This window comes from Myxococcales bacterium, from assembly GCA_016699535.1.
Lineage (GTDB): Bacteria > Myxococcota_A > Polyangia > Polyangiales.
In genome coordinates, this window is sequence record CP064980.1 from 138759 (window position 1) to 161958 (window position 23200).

Consider the following 23200-nt stretch of genomic DNA (forward strand, 5'->3'; position numbering starts at 1 on the left):
ATATTTGCATTTCTTGTCCAAAACTCGGGTTACTCCAAAATTGCTTCATTAGTTAGTGCGTTTTTACCCAGCACTCAACAACTGAACACACGTCTAGCATAATTAGCTGTGACTTGGCAACAAGTGCGCTATAGGAGCACAGCTGACCCCAGCCGGGAAAATTTCCCCCACTTGCTAAGCCAAATTAGCTAATAAATTTGAGGGATGTCACGAAAAACAAAGCGGTACGGATATTGCTTACATATAGGCAAAACCAGGACATCAGACCATGCATTTCAGCAGTCAGTTAAAAGAAAACTCTCCATATTTAACTTGGACCTTATGCACGCTTCTCTCTGCGTGCACTGTGGATACCGCCAGTGTTGACGGCCAAAATCAAGCCTACGAGCCCTCGATTCCTGGCATTGGCTTTTGCGATCCGGACGTGCAGGACATTGTTAAAGAAGAACTTCTATCCTTCAACCCTTACTGGTATGGCGCACTCAGTGATCGTCTCGAAGAGCAGCACTTAGTTAATCACGGCGAACACTCTAACCCTTATTATAACACGACAGAATATTACAGCTTGAAGGACGATTCTGGCCTATTCGCTAGAGGCCATTTTAAAACCTTGGATATCTATTTAGACACACCCCGAGGCCTCCCAATGCCTTCAATTGTAGCATATGGATTTGTAAGATTTACGTACGAGACTATTGAAGGAAACGACCTTGCGCTTCGCTATGTTGAAGTTTTCAAGAATCCTCAAGACTCCGCACCTTATCGCTGTGGTAATACCTGCGATGCTCTTGAGGCCGAAGTTTCAACCATCAAAGAAGTACAAGGACCTTATCCTGGAGTCGGCAAAACCTCATCTTTTAGCATCCTGAACGGCGCCAACGATACTGATGTCTTGCGGGTCTCCTTTTCAAACGGTGTTTCTGAAGTTTATGGTGGCAAAAAGCTGCGTGTTCAACTCAAGGGAATCGATGCTGCTCAGGTTGAAAAGCTAGAGCTTTCAAACTTTAGCTGCGAGTCCGGAAACCCCTCAAGGACAACATGCAAAGGCTCAAGCGAAAGCACTGAAGACGGTGGATGCCAAGTGCTGCCCAGCCCCGAAAACGACTCTCTTTTAATTGAAGCACGCTTGGCCTGTAAAGAAGACCTATTCAAAACCGATGGCCAGATCACACTTTCGGTCACGAGCAGCAGCGAACTCGATGAGTGCATCAACTACGGCATTCTCATCGACTAAGTAAGCTTACCCTGTCCTTCTCAATCTTCATGCTAATTGCATTCGCAATCGATGCTCCCCGGATAACCTGGACAAGCATTGCGACATAGGTTCGTAAAGTTTGCTTCTGCGGGCGGTAGCGGATTTGACGTGTTGCAATAATAGGACTTGCCACCATTGGAAAGTGATTCATTGAGCTCAACGACCAGGCAACTAAAATCAGGATCGATAGTAGCCCCGCCAATCCTGCATTTTCCACCACCAGTACAAGTCCAACTATTGTGGAAACTGATCGAATTGCTGCTGCAACCGCAATCGCCTGCATCACATCGATCCGTAGAGCCTTTGTCAACTCGTGTGCTGCCACTACACACTGTGCCGCAAGCGTTAGTTTTGCCGCAACGCACACCTACGCAAGTGTCAGCGGTGTTGGCGCAGGTGCCTCCGCAACCATTGCTTTGGCCGCATAATGGAGCGTTACAGGTTGGCGTACAAACCGGAGTACAACCGCTTCCTGTTTCGCATATACCGGTGCCGCAACTGTTTTGCTGGCCACACGTCACACCTGTACACGTGGGCTGACAGCTCCCGGTGCAACCACTACCTTCTTGGCAAGAACCACCAGGACAACCATCGGAAGCACCACACGTTTTACCCTCACAGTCAGGAACGCAAGAACTTGCATCCGCCACTGCACCGTCGCCCTGGGTTGTACCATCCAGTCCCGTATCTGAACCATCAGAGCCCGCATCATCAGAGCTTCCGCCTTCAATGCTGCCGCCACAGGAAGCAAGGAAAAAACCAGCAACAAACACGGAAAAAACTAAGGATGTCGACCAACGCATAAGCCCAACTTTCTTAGTGTATATTATTGTCCAAGTTCACCGAACTGGCAAATGCAATGAAGATTTAACCCTTTTTCAAAAAGGTTTCTTTTTCGCCTAAAATCGCCAAAAAACATCTAGTTCGGGAATGATGCTTTTGGTTGGCAACACAAAATTGAATAGGGGTACATTGTAGTTTCCGTACCCTAGCCCCACGCGAAGGTTAAAACTGCTCCAGGAAAACAGCATGCTGGGTACGAGCGAGTAGGCTTTGAAATCCAAGGCATCTGTTTTAACCGCGGCATGCACCCGTGCAGTAGTAAAGTCATCCAGGCTTACCGTGGATGAAACATTGGCCGCAGCCCCTTGAAAAACAAGCCAGCGCGCATGAAGCATCAAAGCAAACACACGACTGAATCGCCACTGTAAAACAGCGACCCATTGCAGATTGCTTACCGCCGCTAGGCCCTCGAACTCATCTGCCTCGTAATCGCCTTTCAGCACCGTGTATGTATAGCTTGGCATCACAGACAGCTCGAAGCGGCGATTGAATCGATAACTGACAGCCGCTTGAAATGGCAAGCTGGTAATGCGTGCATTTGAATTTTTATCAAAGCTTTTAAAATTTCCTAAGTTCACCCAGGCAAAGCCCGTACTCAATGCAATGGTCCAGTCTTTATCTTGATACAGGTTTAGCTTTGCCTGAAGATTCGGTACACGCAGAAGCCAAAGGAAGTGATAAGTGCCTAGCTGCAGCCAAGGCGCAAAACCGTAGTCATAGCGCCAAATGCCTAAACGAGATTCATGGCGATCGAGTTGATGCGCTGTATCAGTGACCACAGATTGTTTTTCATCATGATAGGCACTGGATGGTGTAGCACGGAGGCTGCATAGAGCGATGCCTGCCACCACGACAATGCTGCGCACTACCACCTGAGCTCACCGTCAGTTTCACTCACACAACTATTTTGTTGAAAGTCACATGCCCACTCACCGTTTTCTGCACGAATGCCCACTGCACCGGCTCGCGTAAAATAAAGCAGGCTGCTGCCATCTGATAGTGGAATACGAACCACCAACTCGCAGCGGCTTGTGCTTGATTCAAAATCAACTTCAAGTGTTCTCGTTTCGCCATCCATCGTGGAGCGACCTGAATACACCACGATGGCATCGTCGCTATTCAAATCAGCAAAGGCTAATATCTCAGGAAAGATCAAACTTAAGTCTGCATCAAACTCTCGAACGACTCCGTCGCGATTGGACATGCACTGATCGAATACGCCCCACAGCGTTGGATCGATGCCCAGTTCACTGAAGGTAAAAGTAAGCTCGGCTGCACCATTGCTATCCAATGGATGGGCTTCTTCACCTGGACCTCCGCAGATTTTCGTGACCTGAGCATAGCCATCGCCCTCGATATACTGGCTAAGATTATCCGCCTTATCGCCGGAACTTTCGATTTGCCCGTCATTTGCAAGCAGATCCAACAACTCCGCAAGCACATCAAGGCCAGTACATACAGAAAGCGAGGAGACGTGGATATCGCAGTTGGGTGTTTGGATAGCTTCACCACAAAGAAAAGCTAGGGCACCAAGACGCTCCTCTATACCGTCTTCAACGGCCTGAGCATTATCAGCTGTCAAAGGAGCATCTGGCATTCGATAAGCGTTAACGACTGCTTTGCGATTCGGTGCTTTAGGTTTATCAAGCCCATCTGTACATGCCGCTAAGCACAACGCTAGTAGCACAGGCAAAATGCACCAACGTATCGTGTGCTTGTGTGCAGAGTTTCGCATGGTTTTGCTGTTATTTTGCTGCTTTGCTTCGTAGTCTATCTGCGATCATAAAAAGCGCATAATACGATGCAAGAGTCCGTATCCGATCGCGCGATCCACTGAAATACTTTGTGTCGCTGTAAACCGTACCATTCCGATCAGCTAAACCGAAACAGACCATGCCGACAGGTTTCTCTTCGCTGCCTCCGCCTGGTCCTGCAATACCCGTTGTGGATACAGCCATATCTGCGCCAGCTACTCGCATTGCGCCTTCGGCCATCGCCCGGGCAACTTGCGTGCTCACAGCACCGTGCTTGCTCAGTAAATCTTCGCTTACCCCTAACACTTGGGCCTTGGCAGCATTGGAATAAGTTACGCCTCCAAACAAAAAGTATTCTGAGCTACCCGCAACGTCAGTGAGCATCGACGCTATCATGCCGCCCGTGCAGGATTCGGCCACAGCCAGCCGCCGTTTCTCTTGACGCAAAAGCTGACCAACATAGGCCGCATAGCTTTCCCCCCGCTCGGAAAACACAAGAGAGCCTAGCTTTGCTTTGACTTTTTCAGCAGCCACCGTGGCTAACTCTTTTGCCTCTGCTGCAGTTTGTGCTTTGGCAAGCAACTTAACTTCGACCACCGGTATATGCGCCCGGTAACCAAAAGTGATCTGCTTTTCACTTTGTTCAAGCTCTTGCAACATCATGGCTAGCTCAGCTTCGGGCCTGCCATAGGTGTTGAAACGAAGCTGATACAAACCGCTATGAATCAATTCAGCCAGACCGGGCCGAAGGTAGCTATCAAACATAGCCTTCATCTCGCGCGGAACCCCAGGCAAGCAACATACTTTAGAAGAAGCAAGCGATACACAAAAGCCAGGGGCCGTGCCCTCGTCGTTTTGCAAGACTTCACAACCCCGGGGCAAGTAAGCCTGCTTTTTTTGAATTTCCAAAAGCTCACGCCCTCTGGATTTCAAGCGTGCATCAATGCGCTCCAATGAGGGTTGGTGCAGCTCAAGAATTAAACCTGCAGCTTCGGCTACTGCTTGCGCACTTAGATCATCGCTGGTGGGGCCCAAACCACCTGTGCACACTACCAGATCGCAGTAACTTGCCAGTCGCCGCACAGCACCAATGATCTGCGCCGGGTCATCTTCAACCGAAACATGTTCAACAACGCTAAAGCCCATCTCGCACAACGCCTCAGAAAGCCAGGCCGAGTTGGTATTGAGCAACTCGCCACGCGTGACTTCTGTACCAATCGTTAAAACTGCCGCAGGCATAGTGATATGTTTAGCGCAAAGCGATCAAACAAACCAGGAGTCTTTAGGTGACGATCCTATGTGCGCAGCCTTAGTTTACCACGCTAAAAGAGATAGCCGATCATGATTTACCACAGCTCCATAGAGCAAATAGCTACAACAAAAAATCGCTTTTCCCGTGATTCGCCACTGATTACAGCAATGTATCAAAAACCAGCATAACTTTGCCTGCTCCTACATCTTGGCCAGGGGGCGCTCATCGTGGTATCGACGTGGTGATTCTTACACTAAAGGATGTGGCATGAACGCTTTTCGTATCGTTGTTATCATTTCACTGCTTGTATTCTCGAGCAGCTTTTCAGCCCAAGCCAAAGAAACAAGCAGTCCCGAGGACAAACCATCGGCCCTATCGCAGATCTCCATCGTCCGCCATACACTTAAAAATGGCTTGCGCTTGGTGCTTATTCCCGACGAGACCGTACCGACGGTTGGAATTGTCGTTTATTACGATGTCGGATCGCGCAACGAAGAAAAGGGGCGCACAGGCTTCGCGCACCTTTTTGAACACATGATGTTTCAAGGATCAGCCAACGTTGGCAAAGGCGAGCACATTCAATGGGTAGAGCACCGCGGCGGGAAAATGAACGGCACGACCAATTCCGATCGAACGAACTACTTTGAAACCTTGCCCAGCAATGAACTTGCTTTTGGTTTGTGGCTCGAAGCAGACCGTATGCGTTCGCTGGCCATCACCAAAGAAAATTTTGAAAACCAACGGCAAACGGTCATGGAAGAAAGACGGCAATCCGTCGACAACCAACCCTATGGCCCATCGATGCTGCGCATCAACGAGCTTGCGTATGGAGAGTACTTTCCCTACGCACACTCCACCATCGGGGATATGACCGATTTGCAAAAAGCACCGCTAAGCGCTGTTCAAGATTTCTTTAACACTTACTATGCGCCAAACAATGCCGTGCTCGCCATCTCGGGTAAGTTTGAACCCAAAGAAGCCATTGCACTTGCGGATAAGTATTTCGGAAGCATTCCTTCTCGCAGCACAAAAGCTTTTTCCAACCCGCCTCCGCCCAAACAAGATCAACCGCGTCATGAAACGATCTACGATGCAAACGCTGAGCTTGCAGCCTTTCATATCGCCTATCACATTCCGCCATCGCAACAAAAAGATCACTACGCGCTTGATCTTCTAGCGATGGTCCTTGGTGACGGCGCTTCATCGCGTATGTATCAAGAGCTCGTCAAAAAACAGGAGCTTCTGCAAGAAATTTCGATTTCCACCGACAAGCGTCGTGGTCCTGATTTGTTTTCAGCATGGGGCATCGTCCAAACAGGCAAAAAGGCCGAGGATGCACGCAAAGTCATCTATCAAACCATCGACAAAATCGCGAAAACTGGCATCAGCGCACGTGAGCTTGAAAAAGTGAAAAACCGCATTCGTGCAAACTTTGTCTTTGCATTGCAAAGTAATCTTTCACGCGCCATGCGGTTTGGTCGATATGAAATGTACTACGGCGATGCCAACGGGCTCAAAAAGGAACTCGATCGCTATCTTGAAGTAAGCCTTGATGACATCAAGCAAGTTGCAGGCAAGTACTTCAGCGAAAACAACCGCACCGTTCTTGATGTGTTGCCAAAAGGCAAAGGAGCTAACTAACCATGAAAACTTTTCTTATTCACATTGCCCTTCTTGCTGCCTTGCTAATCGCGTGTTCATCCACTGCACCACGCAGATCCAATCATGCTACAAAGTCATTAGCGACGACTGACTACAAAACAAACAAAGCTAAAGAAGCTCCGCCCAAGTCGGATGCCCCCGATGAACTTAAGTTTCCAGCGATAGAGCGACAAAAGCTCGACAATGGCTTGGAGCTTAACGTGGTTGAAATGCACGATTTGCCCATGGTTCATCTGCAACTGGTAATCCGGGAAGGTGAAGCCGCCGATCCAAAAGATAAACCGGGCGTAGCAAGCCTTACCGCATCGATGCTTGAAGAGGGAACGCGCCGTCTTAGTAGCAGCGCCCTTGCCGAGACCATTGAGTTTCTCGGAGCCGAACTTCACGTCGGAAGCAATGCAGATCAGCTTTACGTTGGTATCTCGGCGCTAAGCAAGGACCTGGAAAAGGTCTTGTCTCTGCTTGGAGAAATCATCAGCCAACCCGGCTTTCGCGCAAACGAATTTACAAAACTTAAAAAGCGCGAACATGCACGACTTGAACTTAGCCGCAACGATCCCTATTTCCTAGCAAGCCGCGAGTTTTATAAAGCGCTCTATGGCGATCATCCCTACGCGCATATCGATACCAACGAGCAAGCTCTTGAGACAATTTCCCGTGAGGACTTGATTCGTTGGCACCGCGAGCATGTGCTTCCCAACAACGCTTTCCTCGTTGCCGTAGGCGATCTTGATCAAGAGAGCTTTTCCAAGTTGGCAAGCTCCAGCTTTAAGAACTGGAAAAAACGCGACTTGCCAAAAATGGCAACTTTTGACCCGAAAAGAAGACAAAACAGGCAGGTTTTCGTTGTAGATCGGCCAGAATCTGTTCAGTCCGTAATTTACTGGGGCAACTTGAGTATTGAGCGCAGCAACCAAGATTACATTCCGCTCCTTGTCGCTAACCAAGTGTTGGGTGGCTCGGCTGCCGCGCGTTTGTTTATGGACTTGCGGGAAAAACGCTCGCTCACTTACGGCGCATACAGCCGCTTTGATGAACGTGCAGGGCTTGCTCCCTTTAAAGTTAGCGCCGCAGTCCGCACAGAAGTCACCGGCCAAGCCATGGACGCCTTTGCCGAGCATCTGCACCGTATAACAACGGAGCCTGTACCCGATGATGAACTGCAAAATGCAGAACGCTTGCTTAGCGATTCCTTCCCTCTTCAGCTCGAGACCTATGGAAGTATCGCAGACTTGGTTTCAGAACTTCGTTTGTTTGGACTGCCCGATCACTATTGGGATAGCTATCGCGGGAAAATCCGCGACGTTAGCGTTGAGCAAGCGCAACAAGCCGCACAGCACTATATTACCCCAGACCGCGGTGTCATCGTCGTAGTTGGCAAAGCAGCGGATATCGCACAGGATCTACGTCGCTTCGGTAAAGTTACCGTCTTAGATAGCTCCGGCAAAGAGATTGCAAGCTTTGCTGCTGCTGGAAAGTAAGGACTTCTTATGTGCGGAATTGTTGCTTACGTTGGGACTAAACCTTGCGCCTCGATTCTCATCGATGGACTGAAGCGCTTGGAATACCGTGGCTATGACTCGGCAGGCCTGGCGTTGCTCAACGGCGAGCAGATTCATTTGCGACGCGCGGTAGGTAAGTTAAGTAATCTAGAGCAGTTGCTTTCTGAATCACCGATTCAAGGAAGCACAGGTATCGGACATACGCGATGGGCCACGCATGGCCGGCCGTCTGAAGTAAATGCTCATCCGCACGTGGTCGATGACGTCGCTGTCGTTCACAACGGTATCTTTGAAAATCACTTGGAGTTGCGAGGTAGCCTTGAGCAGCAAGGCATTAAGATGAGCAGCGATACCGACACTGAAATCGTGGCTCACTTAATAGCCTTGGCGCGCAAAAGAACGAACAGTCTGAAAGATGCCGTCAAGCAAGCTCTCTCTCAAGTGCGTGGATCCTACGCTTTGGCTGTAATCTGCCTGAAAGAGCCGCAGACGATTGTGGTTGCTAAAAACGCCTCTCCGCTTGTGGTAGGGAAAGGCGAAAACGGCGAGATGTTGTGCGCTTCGGACATTCCTGCTTTGCTGCCCTACACACGCGATGTGTTGCCGCTTGAAGACGGAGATCTTGCGGTGCTCGAGCCCGGCAAACTCCACATTGAGGATAGCCAAGGCAAAAGCATTGAACGTGAAACGCACCACATTCAATGGTCTGCGGTCATGGCTGAAAAGGACGGTTTCAAGCATTTTATGCTTAAAGAGATCCACGAGCAGCCACGTGCAGTTGAAGACACTCTGCGAGGCCGTTTGCACCGTAGCGAAGGACGCATCGAAGGCAAGGAGATCGGACTTGATGCCGACGCGGTAGCGCAGATCAAACGAGTCTATCTACTGGCTTGCGGCACGAGCTACCATGCGGCGCTGCTGGGTCGCGACTACATCGAACGCTTTGCCAAGATTCCGACAACCATTGAGCTTGCAAGTGAGTTTCGTGGACGTGATGCTGTCATTTGCCCCGGTGATTTGGTGATAGCGATCAGTCAATCTGGAGAAACACTTGATACCTTGATGGCTGCTAAGCAAGCCAAGGCAAAAGGCGCGAAGGTGCTTAGCGTGTGCAACGTGCTCGGCAGCGCTTTGCCCCGCATGAGTGATGCAGCATTTTATACGCACGCCGGCCCGGAAATCGGCGTGGCCTCGACCAAATGCTTTACCACACAGGTCACAGCCATGCTGCTCTTGAGTATCTACTTCGGCGGCATCAAAGGCACGTTAAGTAAAGAGCAAAGCACCGCGCTCATCGAAGACCTCGTTCGCGTACCACAGCTGATGCGCGATACCTTGGCAAACATCGAAAAGCCTTTATCCGAGCTTGCAAAAAGCTATAGCCATGCACGCGATGTGCTCTTCTTGGGCCGAGGTTTGAGTTTTCCCATTGCTCTTGAAGGAGCACTCAAGCTGAAAGAAATTTCCTACATTCATGCTGAAGGTTATTCCGCAGGCGAGATGAAACACGGCCCCATCGCGCTTATCGATGATGCGATGCCTGTCGTCGTGGTTCTTCCTAAAGATGAACATTACGAAAAAACCTTGGCCAACTTGCAAGAAGCACGCGCACGCGACGGCAAAGTCATCGCCATAACCTTCGATGATACACCCGAAGTTGATACGATAGCCGACGAGGTGATTCGCGTCACAACTGTACAAAGTGCCCTAAGCCCCTTATTTACCGTGCTGCCTCTTCAACTGTTTTCCTATTTCGTAGCCGATGCCAAAGGCACAGACGTCGATCAGCCTCGTAATCTCGCCAAAACAGTCACCGTCGAGTAGAACTTGTCCGCGCATATCGGCTGAGTCATACTGCATAACGAACGATGTTTCTTAGTCGATATGTTTGCCTTCTTATGCTCTGCCTGTGGCAGTGTTCCAGTTTTGATGGCTCACTATTGCTGATCGATGACGCCGGTAGCTGCGATGGAGATAGCTGCGATGCTACTGTCACCGACTCCGATGGTGATGGGTTTGCATCATCAGTCGATTGTGATGACAACGATGAAAGCATTGGCTCAGATGCACAGCGCGCTTGTCAGGGAAGCTGCGCTCCAGGCTTAGAGCGTTGTGTATCGGGCACCTGGCAAGCCTGTGATGCGCCCGAGGATTGCAGTTGCACTATAGGGCAGAGTCGCAATCTTGATTGCGCAATGTGCGGTACGCAAGCTCAAATCTGTCCCGAGGGAAGTTGGCAGAACAACGGTACATGTCTCGATCAAGGCAGCTGCAGTCCCGGAAGTCTTGAAACCAGCAGCGCGTGCGGCAACTGTGGCGTGCTTCAACGTCTATGTAACGAGGACTGCAGCTGGGGACAAGATTCATGTGTCAATGAAGGCGTATGCACCGCAGGACAGGTTTTTGCAGAAGAGCAAGCCTGCGGAACAAACGGTACACGATCACGCACATGCAGCTGCAGCAACAGCTGCACAGTCAGCAACTGCAGTGCTTGGTCGAGTTGCACCGAGTGCACCGAAACCTGTCCCGCGGAAAACGATCTTCCTGTCACCTGCAACGGATTGACGGCGACAAGCCAGCAAGGATGCGCCCCAATGCAAAGCAAAACCTGTACTTGCATTGTTCGCGCCACGGGATCCCTATGGCTATGCGCTTGGTGCCAATAGCTTCATTTCTCGGACTCGCCTAACGCAGATTCAACTACGCTGGCTGCGTCGAATAAAATGGATTCATTTCCTGGTGCTGTTGCAAGCATGATGCCTGGCACTAGACCGGTAGCTTCATCGCGAAATTTGGGTGCGGGCACGGTGATCGCAGGAAGGTTCATGGCGTTGCAAAAGGCAACCGAAGTCATGTCTTTGTTTACACCCGGTTTAAGAGAAGCTCGGTTCATCTTACCATGCTCGGGAGCAAGCAGTCCTAAGGTTGGAAACACTAAAATGGCATCATCTTTGAGCAGCTGAGCATAACGCCTCCGGCCATTTTCAAAATCAGCCACAATACGTTCTATTTTCTCGGGGCGTTTTGTTCGTACGATTGGACAAGCAAGAAGGAGTTGGAACAGACCACTATAAATCGTGGGTTTCCCCAAAATCTGAAGAACAGCTTCCTTTACAATCGAAAAATCCTTACCTTTTTCCGTTTTAAGCTGTTTGCGAATATCACTTTCGAAATCATGTGCAAGCAGAGGTTGCAGATTGGTAAAAAACCGCTCGACGTCATCAAAATGATAGTCTTCGCCTTGCATCCCGGAATCAAGCAAAGCGGCTATTGATTCGCTGAGTGCTGCTGCTATGCAAGAAACCTTTGTGTTGATCGGAAAATGCGTTGGCAAAATGAGGCGCAATGCCTTTACCGACTGAAGCGGAGCTGTGGGCTTATCGGCAATCACATTGTAGAGCAAGCGGGCATCGCGCACGGAACGCGTAATTGGTCCGAGTGAAAGCCAGCTGTCCATGTAGCCGTCTATCACCGGCCAAGTTCCCCATTTATCAACTGCGTTGGACGCTGGTTTAAAAGCAACGACACCACAAAAACAACCAGGGATGCGCAAGGAACCTAGGACATCTGAGCCAAGACCTACTGCGCTACTCCCGGAAGCGACCAATACGCCTTCTCCGCCAGAAGATCCGCCGCAGGTCCGTGATGTATTGAGCGGGTTATTGCTTCTGCCAAAACGCGGGTTATCTGTTTCTCCGGCCATGGCAAATTCGGGAATATTGCTTCGCGCAATGATAATTGCTCCAGCATTTTTTACGCGCTTAACAATTTCACTGTCTTCATCGCAGACAATCGGCGGCATCCGAAGTGAACCTGCAGTGATCTGCTCGCCTTTCATGCCAAAGGTTTCTTTAACGCTAAATGGCAAACCTGAAAGAGGACCCGACTTTGGTGATTTGGCTCGCTCAAGTGCTTCGCTGCGGAAAATCTGCACTGCACCGTTGAGCGTCTCTTGCTGAGCTTCCAGACGATCAAGATAGCTTGCTACGAGCTCAACTGCCCGCAAGCTACCCGATGCCATCGCTTCTAAGGACGCCGTCGCGTCAGTGATTTCTTCAGCCATGCCTAGTGTTCGTGTGAATAAGTGGTGACTCGGTTGACTTGTCTTTGCTTCCGCGAGCTGCGTTATTTTTCCTCAAAATATCACCAATATTCCTCGTCAAAAAGCCTTGCTCGCGAAAGCGAATCCGGCGCCAATAGGCTCAACACTTATTCACACGAACACTATTATCTAGCGGCGTTGCGGAATGGGCACAAATTGCCGTTCTTCTTCGCCAAGGTAAATTTGCCTTGGACGCGCAATGCGTTGTTCTTCATCTTCAATCATCTCTTGCCATTGTGCAAGCCAGCCGCTCATACGGGGTATGGCAAACATGACCGGGAACATGTCCATGGGAAGATTCATGGCCTGGTAGATCAAGCCCGAGTAAAAATCGACGTTTGGATAAAGCTTACGCGATACAAAATACTCGTCTTGAAGAGCAATGCGCTCAAGCTCTACTGCAATATCCACCAAGGGGTTTTTCCCAACGGCATCAAACACTTCGTAAGCAAGCTCCTTAATAACTTTGGCACGCGGGTCGTAGTTTTTGTACACGCGGTGACCAAAACCCATGAGTTTTGCTTCTCCAGATTTCACGCGCTTGATGTGATCTGGAATTTTATCGATCGAGCCAATGCTTTTGAGCATGTGAACAACGGCTTCATTGGCGCCGCCGTGCAAAGGTCCGTACAAAGCAGCAGTCGCCGCTGCAGTCGCCGAAAAAGGGTCCACGCGTGAAGAACCCACGGCGCGCATCGCACTTGCTGAACAATTTTGTTCATGGTCCGCATGCAAAATAAACAGCACGTCTAGTGCCCGTTCGATTACGGGATTTGGCCGATAGGTTGGCTCGGTCATTTTGAACAACATAGCCAGGAAATTACCGGTGTAACTTAGATTATTGTCGGGATAAACGTACGGCAGACCACGTCGATGTCGGTATGCATAAGCCGCTAAGGTTGTAATCTTTGCGATGAGACGATGGATCTGGATGCGGCGCGACTCCGGATCTTTAACGTTTTTGGCATCAGGATAAAAAGTTGATAGCGCGCCAATAGCGCTAACCAGCACGCCCATAGGATGCGCATCATAACGAAAGCCTTCAATAAACTTACGAATGTTTTCATGCACCATGGTGTGCTGAGTGATGTTTCTTCCGAAGGCATCAAGTTTAGTGCGGGTGGGCAGCTCACCTTTGATAATCAAGTAGGCGACTTCCAAATAGGTGGCACGCTCAGCAAGCTGATCTATCGGGTAACCACGGTAACGCAATATACCTTTCGCCCCATCAATAAAAGTAATGCTGCTTTTGCAAGATGCTGTGTTCAGATAAGCTGGATCATAGGACATGATGCCAAAATCATCGTCACTGGTTTTAATCTTGCGTAAATCCATCGCATGAATCGTGCCATGCTCGATTGGAACCTCGTAACTCTGGCCCGTACGATTGTCAGTAATAGTAAGTGTATTCTTGCTCATATTCTCCCTCGACGCACTGCATTATAAACCATATCCACGAACATCATGAAGTCCTTTGCAACAAAAGTAGGACGCCCTGAATTATTAGCTAAAATAAGCCGGATTAATCCCAATTCTCAGTTACTCAACCAGAGCTTCTTGCCCTTGGGCGACAATAACACGGCCTTTACCTGCTTGCTTTGCCCGATACATTGTTGCATCCGCTTGCCGAAAGAGTTCACTCACAGTGCTTGGCGGCGTGTTAAAGGATACAACACCTAGACTTATACCTAGATCAGCATCTCCATAGTCTCGCAGTTTACTCTGCATCACCGTATGAAGCCTACCGGCGACCTGCTCTGCGGCCGCAAGATCTGTCATCGGTAGTAGCATCGCAAATTCATCGCCTCCCAGACGAGCACTCACATCGGAAGGGCGAAGCATCGAAACAAGCGCAGACGCAACTTCACACAAGCAGGCATCGCCCCATTCGTGACCTTTGCTATCATTTATTCTCTTAAAGTTGTCGATATCAAGGTATCCGACCGAAAGTGGCGCGCTTTGTCTCATGCAACGCGCAATCTCACGTTCGACCTGCTCTTGAAATCCACGACGATTCAGCAGTCCAGTTAGCACATCCGTTCGCGCATTGGATGATTCCCGCGCAATCGCTCCTTTAAGAACGATGTTGAGCCGCTCCAAACGTTGCTGATCGCGGCGAATACGCGCCACAAGAAAGGCAAAGGCAATGAATATGATGGAACGCATGCCAGCATTGATGCCTTCAACAAACCATTCATGGGGTTGCCGCCATGGAACAATCGCCGCAAACCACCCCAAAGTCGCAAGCGATGCCATGGCGATTCCCCAATACAATCCTGCCCACCACGTCACGAAGGAAATGACTGCAATATAGAATGGCGATAAGCCAACTTTTCCACCGGTCGTGTAGTCTACTATCGTAACGACGCAAATGCCTGCCATTGCTATCAACGCGGCACCAAGCGTTGAAAATTTGATGCGTTTGGCGTCTGGCTCTGTAAATCGCTGTTCCTCTGATTTGCTTCGATTCATACGGGAGATACTCAATCCTTCGGTATGAAGAGTCGCAACGCCAGCTGACAACGTTCCATATGCTATTTCAAGATGCGCCTGCAGTATCGCCATCTTGAAGAGACAGAGGATAACGCCACGCTAGTATGGAACTGGATTTATGCCAATATTCTTCACTTTGCCGTCACTGGTTTTGATGGCAATGAAGTCGAAGCTCCTGTTCGGTATGAGCAGCGGCCAATGCGCCGAGAAGTAGCTGAGATTTCGAGTTAGCTGTTGAGCAAACCGGGAACCGTGCCCTGAAAGCGCGAATCGCTTGCGAGCACCGGATCCCCGAAGAAGTTCACATCAAGGCCCATCACCTGACAGATCGAGGTGAGCACGCGGTTGTGAGGGAAGTGCTTGTCCTTGTCATCGCCCCAAATGCAGTTTGCGGTGCCGGGATCTTCCGCAGGCCAGTTGCACTCGCGAGTCCGCGTCGCAAGATAGCGTCCGGTACGAACTTTTCCGCCGCCGCCGCCCGCAACAATCGTTGGAATACTCCAGGAACGATGCCCCGCGGGATCACCGAGCTCGTTGGTCCAATAGATGATGGTGTTATCGAGGATCGTGCCCTCGCCCAAAGGATCCGGCACGTTAAGTTTCTCGAGCAGGTAGGCAAACATTTCAGCAAACCAACGCTGCGTGATCATTTCATTGACTAAACTCTTCTCATCATCTGCGTTGACGGCGTGTGCAACGCCGTTGTGGATGTCGATATCAAATTCACTTCCAAGCCATGGCATGGCTGGGCCATGACCCGCACCAAAAAGCAAAAGACTGCTGATGCGGGTGGTGTCGCACAAGAATGCCTGAGTGATCATATCCATCTGAAGTTTGGTCACTGCGGGGACCTGGTGTTTGTCCTGGGGATCGACCAGGCTTGGCGGAGCCATGTCTCCGCAAGCGATTCCGCCGGCAAGGCGCTGCTCGACGCCTCGAAGACCATCCAAATGAGCTTCAAGGCCCGGGCGTGCCTGCGCGGGAACTTGGCTTTGCAAGCGCTCGAGTTCCTTGAGATTCTTGTCGAGCACGGATCGTTGGCGCAACAGAAGGCGTTGGCGTTCGGATTCGCTCAGATCATGGTTGGGGAACAGAGTTAAGTAGACCTGGTAGGGATCGAGCTCGGCTGGCACAGGACTCGGAACTCCATTAGCCCAACGAAAGCTCATGTTTTCGTAGATTCCCGACCCACCTCGATCGTAGACCGAAAGCTCAAGTGAATTGAGAGGCGTGCCGGGTTGTAGCTGATCCACCAAATATTGATCGACCGAGATATTGGTGGGTGTCCAACCATCGGATGCGGATTCCTTTCCGCCAGTTAACATGGCGAGCATCCCTGCTTCATGCCCGCCCCCGTCGAATTTTGTGACCGACGCGTAGTCAACACCGTCCAATACAACAAGCTTGTCTTTCCATGGCTCAAGTGGTGATAAAATCGATTTTTCAGCGGGCGCGAGCGGCGAGGGAGCAAAGTCGAAAGTAAAATCGCTTTCCGTTGGAAATCCACCGGCACTGCTTCGCGGGCGCCAGTAAGGTAGCCACGTTCCGTGAGCATTACTTACCGCAATGAAACGGATTGGCGCGCCGGTTTGAGCGGAAACAGCATGGCGCCGCAACATCGAAGCAAAGGGCAGCGCAGCTCCAGCAACGCCCATGGCGGTTAAAAACCGTCTCCTGTTTAAGGTATTGGCCCATTTTTTTGTCATGATCCCCCTAACGCGGCCCGTTCAACAAACTTCGATGAGCGCACCATTGCGACCCATGATTCAAGCACACTAGTCTCTGATTGAACGAACTGCGCTTTGACGTTTTGACCTATTTCCGTGTCATCCGGACTTCCTAAATCCGCACCTAAGCTTCGCTGGATTAGCCGTCGAAGGAAACAATTCTGCGCTCGGGCATCGTTTACAACGACCTGGCTGAGCTCCACCCCGCCAGTAAAGTTACCGGAATCCGCCGCAGGATTGGCCGTGCTGTCATTGGGACTTGCTGAGGCACTCGCTTCTGGCACATAGCCCGAAGCATCCACCGGAACACCGTTCTCTTCTTCACGGTAGCGACCGATTCCATCGTAGTTTTCCAAACCGAAACCAATCGGATCAATAATCGTATGACAACCTGCACAAGCTGGATCCGCGGAATGCGCTGCGAAATGCTCCCGTGTCGTCCCTTCGGTCACCGGCTCAGCGGGCACAATCGGTACGCCCGGAGGTGGATCGGGAAGATCTTGGCAAAGCACCGCGCGCCAAAGAAACACGCCACGTTTTACCGGAGAGCCAGCTTCTGCACGGGCGTGCTTGGCCAACACAGAGCCTTGGGTAAGGATGCCGGCACGCTGCGCCGGATCCAGATCGACTCGCACAACTCCTTCGCCGGGATGCGGCACTCCGTAGAACGAAGCCAACTCGGCTCCGATCCAACTGTAGTTCGCGGTCATGAGGTCACGGAAACCCCCTTGCTGTGAGACAAGGACCTCGGCTGCGAAGGTGCGTGTTTCCTGCAACATCGCCTCCGCCATCGAAGCGTCGAAATCCGGGTATACCGCGCTACTTTTCTGAAGTCCGGAAAGGTCCGAGATAAGGAGCCATTCGGTGACAAAATTCGAAACGGTCTCGGAGCTTTCGCTGAATAGGCGTCGCAGCTGCGCTTCGCGCGTGTCCGGGTTTTGCAGTGTTCCTTCGCTTGCCGCTTTTAAGAGTTCAGCGTCCGGAGGCGATTCAGTTAACATATAGGACAGCAAGGTAGCAATTTCGAAATCGTTTAAAACAGCCACCTGTGAATCTTTGTTTTGGCCAATCTCTGGTCGAAAGAGAAAGTTCGGCGAAGAGAGAAAGGCTTGAATCGCTAGCACGATGCCGTCCTCAAAAGCTGGATCGCTGCCGGATTGGAAGAGCGCCATGTATTCCTGAATTTCTTCATCGCTCAAAGGGCGCCGAAAGGCACGCAAACCAAAGTCCTTGATGAAACTCTCTGCGCAGCTGTCGCCCTCGCTTGCATTGCAAGGCAGAAGATCGCCAAGAACGGCTCTGGACTTTTCCGCGAAATACCCCGCGGCGTCGAACATTTGCCGGGTATAGAGCCTGGAACTTATCAGAGCGGATGCTTGGTTCTTAAAACCATTGACCATGCTATCGGGGCTTAGCTCCGGCAGGGTTGGATCGTTTTTATCAACGACAGCCTCTCCAAGAAGCGCTGCAATCGACTGGTAGTACTCTGTGCGACTCAATCGCCAGACCCGTTGGGTGAGTCGACCATTGATAACTTCGCTTACCGCGGTGTTTTGCTGGTTCGCGTTTCCATCCGGGCTAGAGATGATACCCGAGCAACCAGACACAACAAGACAGAGCCAAACAAGACCTTTGCACCGCATAAACGGTATACTGAGCAACAACTATACCAAGTTTTTTTGTCATATTTCCTAACAATCCCAATGCATCTAAAAAGCGATTTGGAACAAATAGAGCATCTCTAGTTCCAAAAGCTCTGCCAATTGGCGCTCGACTATGCCGAGGCGTCGTTATCTAAATGCCCACGGAGCAACTTCAAATTTCGTCGATTCGTCTTGAACAGCAGATCAAAATAATCACCGATCAACGGCAGCATTCCTAAAACCGCATCGAAGATAATATTCGCAAGCATTCTAGCAACAATGCGCCATGGCAACTTTTTCTTGATAGCTACCCCCACGAGCACCAATGAAACAAGCGCTCCAAGCCAGTCACCGACGACGGGCAGTAAAAAGCCAAGCAAACTATCCCAACCAAAATAGATCTTGGTACCTGGAATACGATAGCCATCATCCAAAAGCGCCACGAGCCGCGAAAGCCAATCCTCTTTCATGACACCTTCATACACCACCTACGCTGCCTTGTGACCGCCTGGCAGATTGTCGCGGCGAAAAGGTAACCGGTCAGTCGGAGACATTTGTCTGCAGCTATCAAACATGTCATCGAGCATGAGAGCCAGGCTAGAAGTGATAGCTTTTTTCGAGGTTTTCTTAGCTTCGAGCAGGTCTAGGGCCCCCAGAGCTCGCTTTTTGTTCAAAGGCCGCTCGCAGCGCTTTGAACGCGCCCAATCGGACGGAGCTCTGCCCCAGACACTCTCCCACAGGGGCGAGGACGATTATACTTTGTATTTGAGGAGGAGTCCCGAGGAGGTAAGCCGAAGATAAGGAAACCTCGAAACAAGTGCTTGCAGTCACCACTGACTGACCAGTTACGCGAAAAGCGATGACACAACCCGAGCCCCGTGGGTTGTTTTATCCCCAATACCTAGCCAAAGCTCTCAACACGGAGTCCGGTAGCAGTAAAAAAACCAATGTTTTCGTATTGAGCTTTCGGCATGTTTTTTGCTTCGGTTTAAAGACACATGAGATTACCGAACTACATCCAGGCCTTTATGAATACATTCAAACACATCCATCCCAAGCGTTTTTTTGCGCGGGCGCTTAGTGCCTCGCTAGGTGCAATCTTGCTTTTCAACGCTGCCGGCTGCTCCAACGCTGAATCGGTTGAAAGCTCAACCGATGCTTCGAAATCAAAAAACAAAGCAGCGAAATACCTTCTGATCGAGGGACTCTGTGAGCTTGGATACTTTTCCGTGTTCGATAACTACAGTTCATGCCCCCACGCTGCAAGCACGCTGAGTCTAGAAGACTTCTTTTCACTTGGAGGCAGCCCACTTAGTGTCATCAAACTCTATACACATGATGGCCGACTCGACGTCACAGAATGGTTGATTCGCAATCTAAACGACGAGCACCAATTTGAAGACGTCAAAACCTTGGCTAACTCTTACGGCAGTACCTTAAGCTGGCGCGACATCGCCGAGCAAGTGCATCCTTCGCTGGGCGATATTCAAAATCAGCTACCCGCTTTGCTTTCTTTGCTCCCTGACAATGAAGTTGCAAACCGTGTACGCTCGATGTTGCTAGCCGCCTTTGATAAGCCTAGCGGCACACAAAAAACTCAAGCCATCGTGATTCCCGGAGATGAGCTCGTTATTCTAGCTGCTTTACTGTTAATTGTGATTGTTTTAGCCATCTACCCCGTGATCAATCCCAACGCTGATTATTCCGGATTGATTAGCTGGTTTGATTCGCTGGTACATCGAGTTACAGCGCCTTCGGTTGTTTTAACCACATCGATCACCATCCCTCACGAACAAGGTGATATTGTCATTGAAAGTCCCGAGCAGTTTAAAGAGCTAATGGAGGCGCTCTATCGGGAGATTCAAGGGCTATCCATAAAGCTTGCAAAAGGCGAAGCGACTCCTGAAGAAGAAGGTCGGTACAACGCACTAAAAACTATGATCAACGCTTTGTTTGATACCATTCGCGAATTGTTAAAGAGCGGAGAACTTTCGGACGACGAACGCGCCTTGCTATGTGACGCTTTGGCAGCCTTTATCGATGTAGCGATGTCCCTTAGTGAGTCTATCATTGAAGTTCCACTCGCTGAGGACGTCGAGCCTTTGGAATACAATCACTATGCGCGAAGCGCTACGGCCAGTTTGTTCGATCTGGCGGAGGAAGCCTACGGCTTTTGCCCGTAGTATCCTACGATAGTATACCAAGAATGGCATAAAAACAGACATTTAATGCCAAGTTTGGCATCTAAAAAGCGTATTTAACGCCAATTCTGTCATATCGATTTAATTTAGATCCTTTCTGACCTTCGTCCGTGTGTATGGGCATCGGAGGTTGTTATGTCAGGAATACACAGGTTTTTTATGATGATGGTGGCTGCGGCGGGCTTGTTTTGTACAAGGCCAGCCCATGCAGCGGAGCTGCTTCAAAGCAAGCAGGGACCTTACTCTTTTGAGGTCTTAAACAACGGCCAGAGGGTATCCACCTTCTATCACAAGGGACAGAGTTATGTGCTCGGTCAGAACGGTCAACGCTATACGATTCGGGTTCACAACAATTCATCCCGTCGGGTTGAAGCGGTGGTATCCGTGGATGGCCTGGATGTACTTGATGGAAAAAAAGCAAACTTTGGCAAACGCGGCTACCTAATTTCCGCGTGGAGTTATGTCGACATTGACGGTTGGCGCACCTCCGATGCCACTGTTTCAGCCTTTCGTTTCTCAAGCGTGGCAAACTCGTATGCTGCTCGAACTAGTGGCGATCGTAATGTTGGCGTAATCGGCGTAGCGATTTTCCAGAATACCAAACGCCAAGGCCAGTAGTGGTGCCCCCGCCAGGCTATCCATTGCCTGAAACGCAATACGACTATGAAGAGCGCAGCAGCGCTGGCTCCGCAGCAGACGAAGGCATGGCTCAACCAAGCGCGCCTTCGATGTCACAAAGTTATCGCGGTGGCGCTAGCTCGAAAAGCTCAAGCGCCGCGCCGGCTCGAAAAAGAAGTTCACGCAATGAACGTCCTGGGCTCGGGACGAAGTTCGCTGAGACACATTACTCATCGGTTGAGCATGTCACTTTCTCTCGAGCTAGCTGGTCGCATCCTGCTTACATTCTAGGCGCACGCTATAATAATCGGACCGGTCTTGTTGCCCTAGGTATCGATGTCGATCGCTTCAACCGTCAGGCCCACGATCTTAGGCTTCGTCAAAGCGCTAGCCCCTTCAGCAATGGCTATGCCACACCCCCACCGAATTGGGAATATCGCTAAAGGCCGGTTAATTCGGTGTCTGTTTGGTGTGATAGCGCAAGGGATACAACAAACCCGCGAGAAAAACGCTTCCACATCGAACAGACACCGTATTATGTTGCCGCAAGGGAGTTCGAAACTTTGCCGCAACTCAATCCTGATAGCAGCGATGAAGCATTAATGCAGGCATACCGCCAGGGTAATCCAGAAGGCTTTGACATGTTGCTCTCACGTTACCAGAAAGCCATTTTTGCGTTTATCTATCGTTTTACACAGAACGCTGCGCACTCCGAAGAACTGCTGCAAGAGGTGTTTATGAAAGTCATAGCTGCAGCACCCACTTACAAAGCCAAGGCAAGCTTCAAGACTTGGCTCTACACTATCGCCCGTCGCAGCTGCATTGATCATGCACGCAAAGCCAAACACCGGCGCACACAAGCCTTTGTTGAAACAGTCCATGAAGACCCGCAGGCGAGCCCAGACACTGGCCTCCGACAAAAGAATTTACAGCAAGGTATTGCCGATGCCTTAGCCAAACTGAGCACTGAGCAACGCGAAGTCTTTTTGTTGCGTGAGTATTCGGGTTTATCTTTCAAAGAAATCGCTACCACGATCGGCTGCTCCGAAGGCACGGTCAAAAGCCGCATGCGTTATGCCCTGCTGAGCTTAAGGCAAAGCCTGTTAAATTTCAGACAAAGCAGTTATCCACCGAAGGAGCTCGCATGAGCAACTGCGATCACATCCAAGATTTGCTCGTAAGCTACATCTTTGACGAGCTTTCCGAGTCCGATAAACGCATGGTACAAGAGCACTTAGGCAGCTGTTCGGTGTGCTCTCAGGAATTGCAAAACCTTGAGGATGCTCGTATAGGCATGCAAGCGTTGCAGGTGCCTGAGCCCGCAGGTCATATTGAGATGCGACTGAAACAGGCGGCGCGCTTAGCTCTAGACGAGAAGAAAGTTACTTGGGGCGGGAAGCTAACGAAGCTCTTTGGCCCCACCTTGCTCGGGCCGGTCTTTTCAGCAGCAGCGGTCACTCTCATTGCAGGCGTGACTCTTTACATGCACCGCAATGATCTTGACCCCGGGCCAAACCCAGCGACTGGGGCAGCATACAAAACCGAAGCTGACGGCGCAAAGACAGATCGAGAGCAGGATACGGCAACACCGCCTTCGGTCGAGAGTCAAACAGAAGCAAAAGAGTCGCCATCTGCGATACCCATCTCCCCCGCACAAAAGCGACCTCGATCACAACGACGAAGTAAAAGAGCAACATCGAGCCTTACGCAACAAGGAACAAAGCCCCGAGCAGAAAGTTTCAGCGCTGAGCAAGCTGATCAAGCCATGCCCTTTGCGGAAATGCGGGGAGCCGCAGCTGAACCAGCGGGTGAATCACTTGCTGCAGAAAGAGAAGCGCCCGCAGCGCAAGCGTCGAAGGCTTCAGCCAGAGCACCTGAAGCCAGCTCTGCTGGAGCAGAATCGGCCATGGACACTGCTCAAGAAGATAAAGTAGCCGATGCAGCGCAGGAGTTAGTTGCCGAAGGAAGTCGGCTTGCCAGAGCCCGAAAGTGTCAACAAGCGCTTGGTTATTTTGCAAAAGCACTGCGTAACGCGAGCCCTAAGACAAGAAAGCAAATCCGAGCGGCAATCACTCCTTGCTTGCCGCTTTCAGATGTCCAACGACGCAACTACCCGAGCCTCGCTGCACTGACAGATTGATTTGCTCC

21 protein-coding genes are annotated in these 23200 nt (G+C 50.5%); 11 read left to right on the forward strand and 10 right to left on the reverse strand.

The features are described 5' to 3' along the window. The first annotated feature begins 268 nt into the window (after positions 1-268). Positions 269-1234, forward strand: a complete 966-nt coding sequence (locus IPJ88_00750) for a hypothetical protein (GenBank protein ID QQR90316.1) — start codon at positions 269-271, stop codon at positions 1232-1234. A gap of 32 nt (positions 1235-1266) precedes the next feature. Here IPJ88_00750 and IPJ88_00755 read toward each other — a convergent pair whose 3' ends face one another. The 4 genes from IPJ88_00755 to IPJ88_00770 form a co-directional block, all read right to left on the reverse strand. Beyond that, entirely contained in the window at positions 1267-2058 is a 792-nt protein-coding gene (locus IPJ88_00755; GenBank protein QQR90317.1) for a hypothetical protein, read from the reverse strand. A gap of 96 nt (positions 2059-2154) precedes the next feature. Next, the gene (locus tag IPJ88_00760; GenBank protein QQR90318.1) at positions 2155-2970 is read right to left on the reverse strand and encodes a hypothetical protein; all 816 of its coding nucleotides are present in this window, start codon (positions 2968-2970) and stop codon (positions 2155-2157) included. After that, entirely contained in the window at positions 2964-3833 is an 870-nt protein-coding gene (locus IPJ88_00765) for a hypothetical protein (protein QQR90319.1), read from the reverse strand. The genes IPJ88_00760 and IPJ88_00765 overlap by 7 nt, the downstream gene beginning before the upstream one ends. Before the next feature lie 10 nt (positions 3834-3843). After that, the gene (locus IPJ88_00770; GenBank protein QQR90320.1) at positions 3844-5091 is read right to left on the reverse strand and encodes a competence/damage-inducible protein A; all 1248 of its coding nucleotides are present in this window, start codon (positions 5089-5091) and stop codon (positions 3844-3846) included. 280 nt (positions 5092-5371) lie between these two features. Between IPJ88_00770 and IPJ88_00775 the strand changes: the two genes are divergently transcribed. Genes IPJ88_00775 through IPJ88_00790 form a run of 4 tightly spaced genes read left to right on the forward strand, consistent with a single transcriptional unit; the run spans position 5372 to position 10934 of the window. Next, positions 5372-6745, forward strand: a complete 1374-nt coding sequence (locus tag IPJ88_00775) for an insulinase family protein (GenBank protein QQR90321.1) — start codon at positions 5372-5374, stop codon at positions 6743-6745. Positions 6746-6747: 2 nt separating this feature from the next. Continuing rightward, complete coding sequence (locus IPJ88_00780; GenBank protein QQR90322.1) at positions 6748-8247, forward strand: insulinase family protein; 1500 nt, start codon at positions 6748-6750, stop codon at positions 8245-8247. 9 nt (positions 8248-8256) lie between these two features. Next, complete coding sequence (gene glmS / locus IPJ88_00785) at positions 8257-10092, forward strand: glutamine--fructose-6-phosphate transaminase (isomerizing) (protein ID QQR90323.1); 1836 nt, start codon at positions 8257-8259, stop codon at positions 10090-10092. A 44-nt stretch (positions 10093-10136) separates the two neighbouring features. After that, positions 10137-10934, forward strand: a complete 798-nt coding sequence (locus IPJ88_00790; GenBank protein ID QQR90324.1) for a hypothetical protein — start codon at positions 10137-10139, stop codon at positions 10932-10934. A 2-nt stretch (positions 10935-10936) separates the two neighbouring features. On the opposite strand, the gene IPJ88_00795 is transcribed toward IPJ88_00790, so the two are convergent. The 3 genes from IPJ88_00795 to IPJ88_00805 form a co-directional block, all read right to left on the reverse strand. Next, positions 10937-12331 carry an amidase gene (locus IPJ88_00795; protein QQR90325.1) on the reverse strand — a complete coding sequence of 465 codons (1395 nt, stop codon included), beginning with the start codon at positions 12329-12331 and terminating at the stop codon, positions 10937-10939. A 168-nt stretch (positions 12332-12499) separates the two neighbouring features. Further along, positions 12500-13789: a citrate synthase gene (locus tag IPJ88_00800; GenBank protein QQR90326.1), complete on the reverse strand. Its 1290-nt coding sequence runs from the start codon at positions 13787-13789 to the stop codon at positions 12500-12502. A 120-nt stretch (positions 13790-13909) separates the two neighbouring features. Beyond that, positions 13910-14893 (reverse strand): GGDEF domain-containing protein, encoded by a 984-nt coding sequence (locus IPJ88_00805; protein ID QQR90327.1) that lies wholly within the window; start codon positions 14891-14893, stop codon positions 13910-13912. A 21-nt stretch (positions 14894-14914) separates the two neighbouring features. Between IPJ88_00805 and IPJ88_00810 the strand changes: the two genes are divergently transcribed. Further along, complete coding sequence (locus tag IPJ88_00810; protein ID QQR90328.1) at positions 14915-15094, forward strand: hypothetical protein; 180 nt, start codon at positions 14915-14917, stop codon at positions 15092-15094. Here the strand turns inward: IPJ88_00810 and IPJ88_00815 are convergent. The 3 genes from IPJ88_00815 to IPJ88_00825 form a co-directional block, all read right to left on the reverse strand. Next, a complete protein-coding gene (locus IPJ88_00815) occupies positions 15091-16569 on the reverse strand; it encodes a DUF1552 domain-containing protein (protein ID QQR90329.1) in 1479 nt (492 codons plus the stop codon). The two genes, IPJ88_00810 and IPJ88_00815, sit on opposite strands and share 4 nt — an antisense overlap. Continuing rightward, the gene (locus tag IPJ88_00820) at positions 16566-18197 is read right to left on the reverse strand and encodes a DUF1592 domain-containing protein (protein QQR90330.1); all 1632 of its coding nucleotides are present in this window, start codon (positions 18195-18197) and stop codon (positions 16566-16568) included. The genes IPJ88_00815 and IPJ88_00820 overlap by 4 nt, the downstream gene beginning before the upstream one ends. 167 nt (positions 18198-18364) lie before the next feature. Further along, the gene (locus IPJ88_00825) at positions 18365-18703 is read right to left on the reverse strand and encodes a DUF4112 domain-containing protein (GenBank protein QQR90331.1); all 339 of its coding nucleotides are present in this window, start codon (positions 18701-18703) and stop codon (positions 18365-18367) included. Positions 18704-19261: 558 nt separating this feature from the next. Here IPJ88_00825 and IPJ88_00830 point away from each other — a divergent pair. The 5 genes from IPJ88_00830 to IPJ88_00850 all read left to right on the forward strand — a co-directional run bounded on the left by IPJ88_00830 (position 19262) and on the right by IPJ88_00850 (position 23192). Then, positions 19262-20416, forward strand: coding sequence for a hypothetical protein (locus IPJ88_00830; GenBank protein QQR90332.1), 1155 nt, complete (start codon positions 19262-19264; stop codon positions 20414-20416). 153 nt (positions 20417-20569) lie between these two features. Beyond that, the gene (locus IPJ88_00835; GenBank protein ID QQR90333.1) at positions 20570-21052 is read left to right on the forward strand and encodes a hypothetical protein; all 483 of its coding nucleotides are present in this window, start codon (positions 20570-20572) and stop codon (positions 21050-21052) included. Next, positions 21052-21495: a hypothetical protein gene (locus IPJ88_00840; protein ID QQR90334.1), complete on the forward strand. Its 444-nt coding sequence runs from the start codon at positions 21052-21054 to the stop codon at positions 21493-21495. Before IPJ88_00835 ends, IPJ88_00840 begins: the two co-directional genes overlap by 1 nt. Positions 21496-21654: 159 nt before the next feature. Then, positions 21655-22200, forward strand: coding sequence for a sigma-70 family RNA polymerase sigma factor (locus IPJ88_00845; protein QQR91928.1), 546 nt, complete (start codon positions 21655-21657; stop codon positions 22198-22200). Continuing rightward, complete coding sequence (locus IPJ88_00850; protein ID QQR90335.1) at positions 22197-23192, forward strand: zf-HC2 domain-containing protein; 996 nt, start codon at positions 22197-22199, stop codon at positions 23190-23192. The genes IPJ88_00845 and IPJ88_00850 overlap by 4 nt, the downstream gene beginning before the upstream one ends. Positions 23193-23200 lie beyond the last annotated feature (8 nt).

Coding starts and splice junctions, on each gene's coding strand:
- IPJ88_00750 (QQR90316.1), top strand. CDS start 269: ATGCATTTCAGCAGTCAGTTAAAAGAAAACTCTCCATATTTAACTTGG.
- IPJ88_00755 (QQR90317.1), bottom strand. CDS start 2,058: ATGCGTTGGTCGACATCCTTAGTTTTTTCCGTGTTTGTTGCTGGTTTT.
- IPJ88_00765 (QQR90319.1), bottom strand. CDS start 3,833: ATGCGAAACTCTGCACACAAGCACACGATACGTTGGTGCATTTTGCCT.
- IPJ88_00770 (QQR90320.1), bottom strand. CDS start 5,091: ATGCCTGCGGCAGTTTTAACGATTGGTACAGAAGTCACGCGTGGCGAG.
- IPJ88_00775 (QQR90321.1), top strand. CDS start 5,372: ATGAACGCTTTTCGTATCGTTGTTATCATTTCACTGCTTGTATTCTCG.
- IPJ88_00780 (QQR90322.1), top strand. CDS start 6,748: ATGAAAACTTTTCTTATTCACATTGCCCTTCTTGCTGCCTTGCTAATC.
- glmS (QQR90323.1), top strand. CDS start 8,257: ATGTGCGGAATTGTTGCTTACGTTGGGACTAAACCTTGCGCCTCGATT.
- IPJ88_00790 (QQR90324.1), top strand. CDS start 10,137: ATGTTTCTTAGTCGATATGTTTGCCTTCTTATGCTCTGCCTGTGGCAG.
- IPJ88_00795 (QQR90325.1), bottom strand. CDS start 12,331: ATGGCTGAAGAAATCACTGACGCGACGGCGTCCTTAGAAGCGATGGCA.
- IPJ88_00800 (QQR90326.1), bottom strand. CDS start 13,789: ATGAGCAAGAATACACTTACTATTACTGACAATCGTACGGGCCAGAGT.
- IPJ88_00810 (QQR90328.1), top strand. CDS start 14,915: ATGCGCCTGCAGTATCGCCATCTTGAAGAGACAGAGGATAACGCCACG.
- IPJ88_00815 (QQR90329.1), bottom strand. CDS start 16,569: ATGACAAAAAAATGGGCCAATACCTTAAACAGGAGACGGTTTTTAACC.
- IPJ88_00825 (QQR90331.1), bottom strand. CDS start 18,703: ATGAAAGAGGATTGGCTTTCGCGGCTCGTGGCGCTTTTGGATGATGGC.
- IPJ88_00830 (QQR90332.1), top strand. CDS start 19,262: ATGAATACATTCAAACACATCCATCCCAAGCGTTTTTTTGCGCGGGCG.
- IPJ88_00835 (QQR90333.1), top strand. CDS start 20,570: ATGTCAGGAATACACAGGTTTTTTATGATGATGGTGGCTGCGGCGGGC.
- IPJ88_00845 (QQR91928.1), top strand. CDS start 21,655: ATGCAGGCATACCGCCAGGGTAATCCAGAAGGCTTTGACATGTTGCTC.
- IPJ88_00850 (QQR90335.1), top strand. CDS start 22,197: ATGAGCAACTGCGATCACATCCAAGATTTGCTCGTAAGCTACATCTTT.